The following is a 13,621-nucleotide window of genomic DNA, read 5'->3' as shown; positions in this document are numbered from 1 at the left end:
ATTCTAGAGTCTTTAAAAATTTTATATGTCATAGGTGAGATAAAGTCATAATAAATTATCTATACAGGCGATTGTAGGTTGATGAGGTATGCGAATTTCCTAACAGCGAAGCGAAAGGAGTTAGCACGGCTGCTGCGGCAATGACTGCTTTGTATTCAATCTCACTTTACAGCATCGCGTTTGTATTGGACAGACTCAAGTCTTGGCCACAAATGTGCCCGTGTCAATAAAATTCGTCACGCATCCTTCGTCATTACATATGGAGGACTCAACACAACCGATTCAGAACGTGGAGCGGCTTCAAAGCTTCTTTGAATTTTTTATTGACTAAATGTTCAGTCATAAATAGAATAAAAATAACGTAAAAGCGAAAACAGACTTGTCATCACATAAAGTTGACCCTGTTATTCATCAAATACGCTGATGTTACCTGATAGAGGATACGAAGATGGATTTACATTACGTTCTTCAAGGCAATGGCGAGCCGATTGTCTTCCTTCACAGTGGTGGAGCTGATTTGCACGATTGGGATTTCATTGCTCCAAAATTGGCTCAATTTTACAAATGCATAGCCTACGATGGTCGGGGTGCAGGACAATCGCCATCACCGAATGAAATTCCCAACTACGTTGAGGATTTGAAAAACCTTCTCGATTTTTTTGACATCCATAACACAGTTTTGGTAGGGCATTCAATTGGTGGACAGATTGCTACCAATTTCGCTCTTACATATCCGCAACGAGTATCAAAACTAGTTCTGATTGCTCCTGGGCTGACAGGATACCAGTTTTCACCCAACATGGTTGAGAGGTTTGAGCAGATTCAATCTGTGGCTCCAAATTTTGAGAAAATGGCACAACTCAGTTTGGAGTTACCTATTTACCAAGTGGTGATGGCGAGTCCGCAGCGCGATCGCATGGTAGAGATGACAACGCACAATATACTCCGAGGGCTTGAATGGCAGCATCTGTGGAAGAACGTGCAAGTTTGGGGGGAATTACCTGCTATTCCCCCATTGAACGAGCTAGCAGTAAAAACTCTATTGATTATCGGTACTCAAGATAGTGAGGATTGTTTCCGCATTGCAGACTTATTCAAACAAGTTCCTGACATTCGCTTTGCCCGCATTGAAGGTGCAGACCATATGCCGACGCTGACTCATTCATTAGAAATTTCTAGTATTATCAAAGAATTTCTTGGTGAGTCGAAATAATGCCCCGCACCCCGTCTGAAAATGAAAGTATCCGTCGTGCTTCAAAGCAGCAAATCCTCAAAGCAACGATGGATTTATTTTGTTCTAAAGGCTACCATTCCACATCTATCGATGATGTGGCAAAGCGAGCGCAAATCTCGAAAGGATTGCTCTATCACTATTTCAAAGGTAAAGAGGAACTGCTTGCAGCAATCGTTGATATGCGAATCAATGACATATTAATTGTGATGGAAGCAGCAAGGGCAAAAAAAACTCCTGTCGAGCAAATCCGACACATTCTCGAAGGTGCTTTAGAGGATAAACCAGAGATTTTTCGTTTTTACCTCAATCTCTTTACTCAACCCCGACTCGATCCCATTGTGGCTAAGTACGGTCAAAAGTTAATGGATGAGCAAATCCGCCAATTCGAGGTGCAGACTCAGATGTTCATCAACCTTGGGGTGGCAAATCCGCGAGAGCGAAGTCTTTATTTTTCCTCCACAATTCAGGGGATTATGCTGATGTATTCCACCTACCCGCAAACCTTTCCCCTTGAAGAAGTTAAGGCTATTGCGATCGCGGAGTTTTGCGCCAATGGTTGAGATACCTCTAAGTCATTTGGGTTGGCTCCGCAGTCAATAAAGCTATTCCACTCAAAATGCTCTAACTGCGAGATAATAGCAAACAAGCTCACTCATTTACCAAAATGAATTTTTAACAAAACTTTTAAAGAGGTGCAACCATGATGACGATTGCTCAAGATCGCGATTCAACACACCTTGAAAACAACCTGCTTCGGCAAATCAGAATCAAAGAACATCAGTTGAAAATTGCCCGAGAATTTAATATGATCTACGTCGCTGAAACATTACAGAAGCAATTATCAGAGTTAGAGAAACAATTGCCAGACTCATACAACCTTGAATTTCAAGCGTTGATGAGTTTGTTAGATGAGGAAGATTTGTAACTTGCTAATACAATGTCTTATGGGTCTTTGGTGTTTTTTGGTCTCAATCTGACTGAAGAAAGCTAGAGGCATTTTGTTTTTTAAATCATTCTCTGTGGAAGTGGTTCATCCGATTGGGTGAATGCGAAATTCGGCTTTGAACGGTACCCTGAAAATATAGCTACTAACAACACGCGAGCGCTTCTCAGCGAAAAAAGATGAGTTTTCTACTCAAATCTTAACCGAAAGCTGAAATGCCCATCGCTTACATTTATACGAGACAATCGCTTGTGAATAAGGTCAGAGAGTGGATGAACCCGTGAAAGCCCTGCATACACCAACTTCCCAATTAGAAGCATTCTCTCACTTAGAAAGAATTGCTGCCAATTTACCGGGAATGATTTTCCAATTCCTCAAACGGCAAGATGGTTCCCGAACTGTTATATACGCCAGTTCTGGCTGTCAGGAACTTTTTGAATTGGAACCAGAATTGGTGCAAGCAGATTTTCAGATATTGTATAACCTAGCTCATCCACAGGATGTCAAAAGTTTTGAGCAATCCATTGCCACATCTTGTGCAACAGGCGAACCTTGGCGCTGGGAGGGTCGAATCATCACCCCTAGTGGCAAACTGAAATGGGTTCAAGCAGTTTCGCGCCCGGAACAATTACCCTCAGGAGATATCATCTGGGATGGGCTAGTTATTGACATTACAGATCGGAAACTCGCAGAAGAAAAATTGCGAGAAAGTGAAGCAAGATATAAGGCAATTTTAGACGCAATACCCGACTTAATGTTCCGTCTCAGTCGCGATGGTAAGTATCTGGACTTTAGAGGTGAAGGTACAGATGTCATCATTCCCAGACATGAAATTATTGGGAAGCACCTGCAAGATTTCTTACCTGCTGATGTTGTCTCACTCAGCCAACAAGCGATCGCCAACGCTTTGGATTCTCAAAGCTTACAAACTTGTGAGTATCAACTGCCATTTCCACAGGGAATGCGCGATTATGAAGCACGGTTAGTTGTGAGCGGACAAGATGAAGTTTTGGCAATTGTTCGGGATATTACCAACCGCAAACAAACAGAAGTGAATTTAAGAAGTTTGGCTGAGAAATTTGCTAAAATTTTTCGTGCCAGTCCAAATCCAATTACAATTAGCACGCTCAGCGAAGGTCGTTTTATAGAAGTTAATGATAGTTTTGTCGAACAGTCAGGTTATCAGAGAGAAGAAGCGATTGGTCGTACTGCTACCGAACTTAAAATCTGGGTGAAGAATCGCGATCGCATTGCACTCTTACAAGAATTACAGAAAAACGGTGTTGTTCGCAATATGGAAGCAGAATTTCGCTGCAAGTCTGGTGAGGTGAGAACGGGGTTATTTTCTGCTGAAATTATTTCTTTGGATGGCGTTCAATGCCTGCTATTTATCAATCATGACATTACAGAACGCAAAAGAGCAGAAATTGCTCTGCACGAATCAGAGAAAAAATTTTCTAAAGCCTTTCGTTGCAGTCCCAACCCTATTACCATCCTCTCACTTAAAGATGGACGCTATGTTGACGTCAACGATACCTTTATCCAAATTACGGGCTTCCGTCGAGAAGAGGTCATCGGTCGTACTCGTAGGGAGTTAAATATTTGGGTAAACCCTCAAGATTCTGTCACAATACATCAGATTTTACAACAACAGGGATTTATTCGGAATTTAGAAATTGAGCTTTATAACAAATCGGGTGAACCTAGGGTCGTTTTGTTTTCAGCTGAAGTTATTACTCTTGGTGGAGAACCCTGTATGCTTTGTGTTACTAACGATATCACAGAACGCAAAAAAGCGGAAGATTTATTACGGCTGTCAGCAAAACGCGATCGCCTGTTAGCACAAACCTTAGGAAGAATTCGTACCTCACTCGAGCTCGACCAAATCTTGCAAACAACTGTCAATGAAGTCAGGCAATTTTTAGACACAGACAGAGTTTTTATTGCATTGAATGAGTCCTCTTCAAAGTCTAATATTCTAGCTGAATCTGTCGATCCCAAATATCCATCTATCTTAGGTTGGAAGAGTGACGATGAAACGCTTTTGGCAGAATTAAAAGGGTTGATTGGGAGCAATCGGTTGCGAGTTGTGGAAGATATTTCTCAAACAACAATCTCAGCAAAAGTTAAAAACCTCTATCAACAATTTCAAACCAGAGCAACCTTGGCTGTACCCATTATGATGGGAGAGGAAATGTTTGGTGCTTTGATTGCAAACCAGTGTAGTAAACCGCGCTCCTGGCAGGCAATGGAAATTGATTTGCTTCAACAAATGTCAGAGCAAGTTGCGATCGCAATTCAGCAAGCGCAACTCTATCAACAACTCGCGCTCCTCAATACTAACCTAGAACGTCAAGTCGAAGAACGAACAGCACAATTGCAGCAGAAGATGCTGGAACTCCAAGAATTGAATCGGGTGAAAGATGTGGTTTTACACACAGTTTCTCACGAACTGCAAACCTCAGTAATGGGTAACTTGATGGTACTGAATAATTTGTTGGGGGCTGAAGACCAGGGGATCTCATTCCCCCCACCTCCCCATCTCCCACTCTCCTCTATCCCCGTCTCCCGTTCCATCCTAGAGAGAATGTTACAAGGAAACGATCGCCAACTACAGATGATAGAGTCTTTACTGGAATTGCATTCTAGCTCGGCACGCGGAATTCCTCTCCATCAAGAAAAAGTATCATTTAGTCTGTTGATTGAGGGGATCGCTAAAAATTTGGAACCGATGCTCTTACAAAACCAAGCAAGTGTAAAAAATTTGGTTCCAAAAGGTTTACCATTAGTTAGTGCCGATCGAGCTAAATTGCAGAAAGTTGTCAACCAATGGATTACACATAGTTGCCAGTACAATCCACCAGGACTAAAATTTACTCTGAAAGCTGTAGTTCAGGATGGTGTCATTCGATTTACGATTCAAGATGATGGTATCAGCATGAGTAAGATAGAATGCGATCGCCTGTTCGATTTGTACGTCCGCGATCCCCAAGCTCGATGCTCCACAGGTATTGGCTTGAAGATGTTTCTGTGTCGGCAAATTATCAAAGCACATGGTGGTGAAGTTGGTGTTAGTAGTAACCGCAAGCGAGGCTTAACTTTCTGGTTTACATTGCCCCTGGCAAGTCTTTCTTCATGAAAGGGGCGCTTAAATTAGGCATTGGGGAAAAAGTCTCCCGCGATCGGTAGGCTTTCAACCACCCTAGCCTTCAATCCCTAACCCCTTAGTAAAGATTTGGTCAAAGCGAATGGCGACCATATTAAAAACATTACAAAAGAGTTTGACAAAGGTTTTTTTCGCTACCGATGTACTAACAGGTAGCTCCATAACTGATGAGTATAACGCTTGGCGCAATCATTTTTTGTGGCAAAGATTGCGTCTGGCGGTGTGGGTTGCCATCATTCTAGTCTTGAGCTTTGTTTGCCTGAGCATTTCCGATATGTTCTTTCCATTAAAGGAGTTAACTGAGTTTCCCAAAGAACTAAAACCTCGTATTTTTCCCCTGTATGGTGCCATGATAGTCGGCTTGTTGACTTGCCTAACCCTACATAAAACTCGGTTTGGGCGTCGTTATCCGGAAATTATATTCTTGGGGTTATCTTGGTCAATCACACTGGTAGAACAGGTTTGGGCAACATTCAACGGTTTAGCCATACCCGATCTTATTATTTGGTTTTTGATGTTTTTGAGCCTAGCCATATTCATACCAGTTCGATGGATTCTTCACTTGGTTGCTCAGCTGGTTGTCATCATTTACTTTTTTGGTATAAATACAGCACTGGGATTGAAGCTACCGCCACCAGAAAATAATCGGCCGATCTACAGCGTCATGATGATTTTAGCCTTATTTTGGTGTTGTTTCATTTGTGACCTTGGTGTCTACCTGTACGATCGCCTGCAGCGTTCTGAGTTTTCTGCAAAGCGAGCCCTGGAGGAAGCATATCAAAAACTAACAGCTACAGAAGCTAAATATCGCAGTATCTTTGAAAACGCAGTGGAAGGAATTTTTCAAAGTACACCCGATGGACGTTATATTACAGCCAATCCTGCCCTTGCTAAGATTTATGGATATTTGTTACCTGAAGAAGTGACAGAAAATTTTACCGATATCGAACACCAACTGTACGTCAATCCAAACCGTCGTGATGAGTTTATGCGTCAGGTGGAGGAGAAGGGCAATATCTCTGAGTTTGAATCCCAGATATATCGCAAAGACGGGAGCATTGTTTGGATTTCTGAGAAAGCATACGCAGTTCGAGACGAAAATGGAAATATTCTTTATTATGAGGGTTTAATTGAGGACATAACCAAGCGCAAACAAGCTGAAGAAGCGCTACAGGAGCAGCTTGATTTTTTGCAAGTGTTGATGAATACAATACCAACACCCGTTTATTATAAGAACCATCAAGGCTTATATATGGGCTGTAACAAGGCTTTTGAAGAAGCTTTAGGTTTCAGTAAAGAGCAAATTCTGGGCAAAGATGTATATAATTTTACATCAAAGGATATAGCAGATAAAAACCATCAAGCAGATCTGGCATTGTTTCAACAACAAGGAGTTCAAACCTATGAAAGCAATCTTATCTACAAAGATGGCGTCCAACATGATGTGATATTTTATAAAGCAACATTTTCTAAAGCAGATGGAACCCTTGGTGGGTTGGTAGGAGTTATTTTGGATATCAGCCAACGCAAGCGTACCGAGGAAGCACTTAGAGTCTTTTTCCATGCAGTTTCTCACGATCTACGCAATCCCGTGTTGGGCACTTTGATGGTGTTAAGGAATTTGCTGGAGCGGGGATTGGAGTCGAAAGACAAGGGGGGGGAAGAACCTTCTCAATCGCAATTCATCAATCGCCAATCCGTCATCCCCGTACCGCGTTCTATCTTAGAACGAATGGTACAGAGTAGCGATCGCCAATTGAGTTTAATCAACTCTTTGATGGAGGCGCATTCGAGCGAAGTGCAAGGTATTTTATTGCAACGCCAACTCATACAACTCTCTGCTGTGGTGGAAGCTGCTATTGCAGATTTAGAAGCGATACTGCAAGAAAACCAAGATACTGTCAGAAATTTGGTCAACGCAGATTTACCACCAATTAATGGCGATCCAACACAACTCTGGCGGGTTTATACAAATTTGCTCATCAATGCTATTAAACACAATCCCCCTGGATTAGATATTACCCTCAACGCTACATTTGAGGGCGATCGCATTTATTGCACGGTTTCTGATAACGGTGTGGGAATGACGAAGCAACAGTGCGAGAGATTATTTGACCTTTACTTTCGAGGTGGAACTGCTCGCAATTCTTTAGGTTTGGGTTTGGGTTTGTATATGTGTCGGCAAATTATTAAAGCACATGGTGGCGACATTGGTGTGAAAAGTACTCAAGGCGCAGGAGCAACCTTCTGGTTTACATTACCTTTTGTTGACCAAAATTAAAAATAAAGGATGAAACCTCGAGCGATGGATGGAGATAGACGCTCCCTCGTTAAAATCACAAGACATTTGGGAATAATAATTCAGAAAAGCGGGAAAACAATTCTTTACTCGGAGGCGGATATCATGATGCTGGCTGGTTTTGAAATAACAGAGCACATCTACTCTATTTGCGTCTGAGTAACAACAGTGTATCCCTTTCATCGAAAATACTATCCAAACTGTTATGTCCGGTACCACAGGCGTTCCAGAAGCTTTAGACTTGGCAGCAATTATCAAAGCTTCGCAAACGATTTTTAGCGAAATTCAGCTTGATAAGTTGCTTGCCAATTTAGTACAAGTTGTCATTGAAAATACAGGAGCAGAAAAATTTGCTTTAATTCTGCTTAAAGGTAACAGCTTGGTCATTGAAGCCATTACTGGCGCTGACAAAAGGATAACAGTTTTGCAATCTATCCCTGTTGAACACAGTCACGAGATTCCTATTAGCCTCATCAACTCTGTTAAAAGCACCTTAACAACCCTGGCAATCGATAATGCCGTTGCTGGGTCAGATTTTGCTACCGATCCCTATATTCTCCAGCAAAAGCCCAAAAGTTTGTTGTGCAGTCCTATCATCAACCAAGGGAAATTAACTGGCATTCTGTATCTGGAAAACAATTTAACGGTTGGCGCGTTTACGAGCGATCGCTTGGAATTCCTCAAGCTTTTGACGGCTCAAGTGGCTGTATCGTTAGAAAACGCGCAACTTTATGCCGCTCTGTCCGCACGTACCACAGATTTACAGCAAATTGTAGCAGAATTACAGAAAGAGATCGGTATTCGCAAACAGGCTGAAACTTCACTAGCAGCAAGCGAAGCACGCTTTAGAACTATTGCGGCGACTATGCCTGGTTGTATTTTTCAATTCTGCAATCGCAATGGTGTTTGGAGTATTGACTACATGAGTGAAGGCATCTATTCCATTAGTGGTGTCACAGCAGAGGAAATGATGCAAAATATAAATACCTTTATTTCTTGCCTGCACCGAGATGATGTGAACGATTACATTGCTTCGGTGACAGAAGCCTTAACGAATCTAGCTCCCTGGCATTATGAAGGACGGCTGATAAAATTTAATAAAGAGATTAAATGGTGGCAAGGTGACTCGATACCTACTAAAAATGAAAAGGGTGAAATTATTTTCTGCGGTACTCTAGTAGATATAACCGCTCGTAAAGTTGCAGAAGAAGAACGAAAACAGGCAAAAGCTCAATTAGAGAATAGAGTTGCAGAACGTACAACCGAACTACAGCAATTGATATTGAAGCTAGAACGTGAAATTGAAGATCGCAAACGGGTAGAAATGGCTCTAGCCGAAAGCGAAACACGGTTTAGAACCATTGCCGCAACTATGCCCGGTAGTATTTTCCAGTTTTCTGCCACTCATGGAGTTTGGAAGATCGATTACGTGAGCGAGCGTTTGCAAGAGGTGAGCGGTGTGACGGCTGCAGAGGTTATGCAAGATTTCAATAACTTTATTATCCGCCAACATCCTGAAGACATGGAGCGCTACCTCGCGAGCATTATAGATTGCGTGCAAAACCTGACAGCATGGCACTATGAAGGGCGGTTGGTAAAACCGAGTGGTGAAATACGTTGGTGGCAGGGAGACTCAATGCCGACTTTTAACGAGAAGGGTGAGGTTATCTTTTGTGGTGTGTTGTTGGATATTACTGCTCGCAAACAAGCAGAAGCGGCGTTACAAGAGCGCAAGGAAATTTTGCGGCAATCAGCAGAGCAACTCAAGCAGCAAGCGCAACGGGAACAACTGCTCAACCGCTTGACTAACTTAATTCGCAGTTCCCTTGATTTTGAGACTACCTTAGCCACAGCTGTCCGTGAAATTTGTAAGTTGTTGCAGATCGATCGCTGTAGCTTTGCTTGGTACCACTACGACACTTTAGAACCTTACTGGGATGTGGTACAAGAGTCCTGTCATCCCGATTTACCCGACCATAGAGGGCGTTACCCGTCTTCTGTCGTTGGTTGTATACCAGAGAAACTGGTGCGGTTGGAAATGTTGCGGGTGGATGACATGGATAAGGTTACCGATCCGATATGGCAGGAGTTGGCTCGCTCGCTGGGCTACAAATCGCTTTTGATTATCCCCATGCAATCCTCCACTGTTGGAAGTATTGGTGCTATTTGTTGCAGCCACACTCAAAGCGTGCGAATTTGGACAGATGAGGAAGTGGAGTTGTTAGTTTTAGTGATGGAGCAGTTAGCGATCGCCCTCAATCAGGCAGAGCTTTACACTCAAACTCAAACGAGAGCAAAGGAACTTGAAAAAGCCCTCGACTCACTTCAAAAGACGCAAGCCCAGCTGGTGCAAAGCGAAAAAATGTCCAGTTTGGGTCAACTTGTGGCTGGAGTTGCTCATGAAATTAACAACCCCGTCAGTTTTATCTACGGAAATATCACTCACGCTATTGAATATACTCAAGACTTACTACATTTATTGCAGTGCTACCAACAAGAATACCCCAACCCGACACCCAACTTAGCAACAGAAATTGAAGCAATTGAATTCGATTTTTTGGTAGAAGACTTACCTAAACTCCTTCATTCTATGAAAATGGGCGCTAACCGAATTCGAGAAATTGTTCGCTCTCTCCGCACATTCTCACGTTTGGATGAAGCCGAAGTTAAAGAGGTAGATATTCATGAGGGTATTGATACAACCTTGATGATTTTACAAAACCGCCTGAAAGCCAAACCAAATTGCCCAGAAATTCAAATTATTAAGGAATATGGTAAATTACCTCTGGTTGAATGTTATGCCGGACAACTCAACCAAGTCTTTATGAACATTTTGGTGAATGCTATTGATACGCTAGATGAATGTTGTCCAAACTTCAAACATCAAGTCGGGACAATTACTATTCGTACTCATTTAACAAATCCCGATACAATTTCTATCCACATTATTGATAATGGCTTGGGTATGAGTGAGGCAGTTAAAAGCCGTTTATTTGACCCCTTTTTTACAACTAAACCTGTCGGTAAGGGTACGGGTCTGGGCTTATCTATCAGTTACCAAATTGTCGTTGATAAACATCAAGGTACTCTCAAATGTTACTCTACTCCAGGTCAGGGAACAAGATTTGAAATTATGATTCCACGCCAACAGAAACAGCAGCAAAAGTCATAAGTGTCAGTCATTGTTGCTGTGAAGAGCGATAGAAAAGAAAGATCTCTCGCTCTGACATTTTCTCCCAAGATTGCGTGAGATCTTTAATACTTACCTCTTCATGAGTATTAGTCACAGCAACGAGAATCTGAAATACCAAAGGAGTCCATATAGAAAGACAAAGTAATGTCAAAAGCCCTACAAGTATTTTAGAGTGAGTTTTTCTTGGCTTTGGTAGCTCCGATTGATAGCTACAAACTATCTGGGGAGACCAAAAATGATTATCAAATTCGTAGTAACTCATATCTGTACCCTCTGTTAGCGTTTCTATTATTTCAGTATGTTCAATAAACTCAATCGAATTTAATACTAATAGTATTAAAAACAAAATAGATGAAAGCTGACCAAAGTTGTATTCCAAAAAATAACTTTGGAAGTTAACTTTTCGGGAAAACTGTCAATTACCAACAATAGCCGGTAACTACTCTCTGTTCGGTTACAATCGGAAAATGGTACGATTCAGTTAGCCGCACCCATCGATCGCATCACATGGCGCTAGGAGTGCTCGGAACATTGCTCTCTAAGTTAGAGAGCAAAAGTGAAGAACTTGTGGAGAAGCAATTTATTACGCAAGAAAATAAGCTCTGGCAATTGCCAGAGCAACACCACTCCTTGCTAATGTGTGTATCTAAGTTTACTCTGAAAATCGAAAAAATGAAATCGGTGTTTTTGCTGTTTTTGGCTTGCAGACTCGTTTTAACAAAATAATAATATTTCTGACGTTGTTAGAGTTGTATCATTTCAGCCAAAGTTTTTAAATTGGGGACTTCTAAATCTGGGTTGCTTACAGCAGCTAGAGTCGCACCCAAACCTTCTTTACCGAACCTGCGATTCACCCACACTGTCGATAGCCCTAAAGCCTTGGCAGGAACAATATCATGGTAAATGCTACCAGCAACGTGTAGAATTTTTTCAGAAGGAATGCCAAGGCGGGCGATCGCAACTTGAAAGTTTTGCAAAGAAGGCTTGTAACTTTTCACTTGTTCGGCAGTGATGACTGAATCAAACTCAACCTGTAAATGCTTTGCTGTAAAGGCAAACAAATCATCATCAACATTAGAAATAATTGCCAACTTCAATCGCTTTTTCAGAATGTGGAGGGCTTCAACAGTATCTGGGAAAGGTAGCCAGTGTTTGACAGAGTCAGCAAGTGCGGTTAACTCAACAGAAGAAGGTGTAAAGTCAAAGTGTTCGCCAAACTTCTGCACAACTCCCTGGAGAATATTTTTGTACTGGCGATACTCTCCCCCTTCGAGTTGAGATTCAAAACGCGCAAATAATTCTAGAATTCCATCCTCATTCAGTTGAATTTGATGGGCATCCAGAATAGGTTGCAGTGCTTTTATGACCCCTGTTTCCCAATCAATAAGAGTTCCATAGCAATCAAAAGTTAAGACTTCGTACTGATTCAAGTTCATCATGAGAATTTTGGAGTTGAGATTTTGAAGTTTGGACTTTAGATTCGGAATTAAGCGAAGCTTTTTCCTGTAGTATTAAACCTGCTTGCAAGCACGAAAGATGAGAAACCCAGGTTTTGTCGTCAACCTTTCATAAGCTTCGGGGTAAAGCCGCTTGCACTCCTCTGTCGGATGTGGCTCAATAATGTGTTCTATAGCAAATCCCGTCTTGGTGAGTGCTGCAGTCATTGCGCTGAGGGGGCGGCGGTAAAAACGCACCCGCACTGGTTTACCGCCGTACCCTTCCCATGAATCTTCTAGTAACTCCGTGGCAAAGTAGTTTTCCTTTTCAAAAAGAAGAAAATCCATAAACGGATGGTGTGTGGAAAACTGTAGCAATCCTTTGGGTGATAGAATGCGGTGAAACTCCCTAAAAACGCTTTCCCAATCTTGAATGTAGTGAAGGGTTAAGGAACTCAGGACAATATCAAAGGAATTGCTACGCAAAAAAGTGAGGGGTTGGTTTAAATCGGCTTGGTAAACTTGAGCGCGATTTTGAAGTCTTTGTCTTGTTAAGTCTATCATTTTGTTACTGATGTCAATTGCAACAACATCAGCACCATGATTTACCAACCATTCTGCATACACGCCTCCCGCACAGCCAGCATCTAAGACTCGCTTGTACCTGACATCCGGTAACAAAGAGAACATAGCAGGTCTTTCATAATAAGCATTGTAAGCATTGGACTCAGTACGGCTGACATATGCTTCTGCAAATGCTTCATAGTCATTAAACGCCTTGTTATCCTGTATGCTATCTAGACTCATAATCTTTTCCCTATTTGCTACAGATAAGGCTAGCAGTTAGCGTTTCGGGTTTTTCAGAATTCCGTGTTCTAGCTGTAAATTTTTGCAACAAATATTTTGCGATCTAGCACCCACTCAATCGCTCGTTGTGAGAAACAATGCGTATGGGTGCTGGCGTACCGCCTATCGCTGTTATCTTCAACTCGGAGGCTAAAGCACGATCTGGCATCGGTCCCTTTTCAAAATAGCCTGTGCAGTGAGGATAGCCCCTAATTTATCTGGGAAAGGCAGAGGGCAGAGGGCAGAGGGCAGAAGGGAGGAATAAGTATTAAAGGTAACAAGTAATCCCCTCTATTCCGTCTGACCTCTGCCAAAGGGAACCCCTAAGCCCCCCTTAAAAAGGGGACTTTGCATAAGTCCTATATTTGATGATTTTCTTTCTATAAGAAAAATCTTTATATGTCAACCAACGCATTTATTGCGGATTATTTGGATTCAGCATGGCAGTGAGGAAGTTGCGATCGAGCAACACAATTGTTAAGTTACCTGAATTCCTGGGAACCA

9 protein-coding genes are annotated in these 13,621 nt (G+C 42.0%); 6 read left to right on the top strand and 3 right to left on the bottom strand.

Annotation, left to right across the window (positions count from 1 at the left end; all coding sequences use genetic code 11):
- The first annotated feature begins 448 nt into the window (after positions 1-448).
- The 6 genes from AB0756_RS06040 (at position 449) to AB0756_RS06015 (ending at position 10,814) form a co-directional block, all read left to right on the top strand.
- Positions 449-1,213: an alpha/beta fold hydrolase gene (locus tag AB0756_RS06040; protein WP_038090603.1), complete on the top strand. Its 765-nt coding sequence runs from the start codon at positions 449-451 to the stop codon at positions 1,211-1,213.
- Complete coding sequence (locus tag AB0756_RS06035; protein ID WP_038090611.1) at positions 1,213-1,794, top strand: TetR/AcrR family transcriptional regulator; 582 nt, start codon at positions 1,213-1,215, stop codon at positions 1,792-1,794. Before AB0756_RS06040 ends, AB0756_RS06035 begins: the two co-directional genes overlap by 1 nt.
- Positions 1,795-1,934: 140 nt before the next feature.
- Entirely contained in the window at positions 1,935-2,159 is a 225-nt protein-coding gene (locus AB0756_RS06030; protein ID WP_050046332.1) for a hypothetical protein, read from the top strand.
- A gap of 286 nt (positions 2,160-2,445) precedes the next feature.
- Positions 2,446-5,316, top strand: coding sequence for a PAS domain S-box protein (locus AB0756_RS06025; RefSeq protein WP_038090614.1), 2,871 nt, complete (start codon positions 2,446-2,448; stop codon positions 5,314-5,316).
- A 109-nt stretch (positions 5,317-5,425) separates the two neighbouring features.
- Positions 5,426-7,624 carry a PAS domain-containing sensor histidine kinase gene (locus tag AB0756_RS06020; RefSeq protein WP_038090618.1) on the top strand — a complete coding sequence of 733 codons (2,199 nt, stop codon included), beginning with the start codon at positions 5,426-5,428 and terminating at the stop codon, positions 7,622-7,624.
- Positions 7,625-7,847: 223 nt separating this feature from the next.
- A complete protein-coding gene (locus tag AB0756_RS06015; RefSeq protein ID WP_050046331.1) occupies positions 7,848-10,814 on the top strand; it encodes a GAF domain-containing protein in 2,967 nt (988 codons plus the stop codon).
- Positions 10,815-10,821: 7 nt separating this feature from the next.
- On the opposite strand, the gene AB0756_RS06010 is transcribed toward AB0756_RS06015, so the two are convergent.
- From AB0756_RS06010 to AB0756_RS06000, 3 genes are all read right to left on the bottom strand, one after another.
- Positions 10,822-11,097, bottom strand: a complete 276-nt coding sequence (locus tag AB0756_RS06010; RefSeq protein ID WP_137986462.1) for a hypothetical protein — start codon at positions 11,095-11,097, stop codon at positions 10,822-10,824.
- Positions 11,098-11,578: 481 nt separating this feature from the next.
- Positions 11,579-12,274 carry a haloacid dehalogenase type II gene (locus AB0756_RS06005; RefSeq protein ID WP_038090630.1) on the bottom strand — a complete coding sequence of 232 codons (696 nt, stop codon included), beginning with the start codon at positions 12,272-12,274 and terminating at the stop codon, positions 11,579-11,581.
- Between the two features lie 72 nt (positions 12,275-12,346).
- Complete coding sequence (locus AB0756_RS06000; protein ID WP_038090631.1) at positions 12,347-13,078, bottom strand: class I SAM-dependent methyltransferase; 732 nt, start codon at positions 13,076-13,078, stop codon at positions 12,347-12,349.
- Positions 13,079-13,621: the final 543 nt, after the last annotated feature.

Origin of the sequence: Tolypothrix campylonemoides VB511288_2 (genome assembly GCF_045999855.1) — a bacterium.
GTDB classification, from domain to species: Bacteria; Cyanobacteriota; Cyanobacteriia; order Cyanobacteriales; family Nostocaceae; genus Scytonema; species Scytonema bouteillei_A.
The sequence above is the reverse complement of the archived record's forward strand: the minus strand, read 5'-3'. Positions and strand labels throughout refer to the sequence as shown.

Coding starts and splice junctions, on each gene's coding strand:
- AB0756_RS06040 (WP_038090603.1), top strand. CDS start 449: ATGGATTTACATTACGTTCTTCAAGGCAATGGCGAGCCGATTGTCTTC.
- AB0756_RS06035 (WP_038090611.1), top strand. CDS start 1,213: ATGCCCCGCACCCCGTCTGAAAATGAAAGTATCCGTCGTGCTTCAAAG.
- AB0756_RS06030 (WP_050046332.1), top strand. CDS start 1,935: ATGATGACGATTGCTCAAGATCGCGATTCAACACACCTTGAAAACAAC.
- AB0756_RS06020 (WP_038090618.1), top strand. CDS start 5,426: ATGGCGACCATATTAAAAACATTACAAAAGAGTTTGACAAAGGTTTTT.
- AB0756_RS06015 (WP_050046331.1), top strand. CDS start 7,848: ATGTCCGGTACCACAGGCGTTCCAGAAGCTTTAGACTTGGCAGCAATT.
- AB0756_RS06010 (WP_137986462.1), bottom strand. CDS start 11,097: ATGAGTTACTACGAATTTGATAATCATTTTTGGTCTCCCCAGATAGTT.
- AB0756_RS06005 (WP_038090630.1), bottom strand. CDS start 12,274: ATGATGAACTTGAATCAGTACGAAGTCTTAACTTTTGATTGCTATGGA.
- AB0756_RS06000 (WP_038090631.1), bottom strand. CDS start 13,078: ATGAGTCTAGATAGCATACAGGATAACAAGGCGTTTAATGACTATGAA.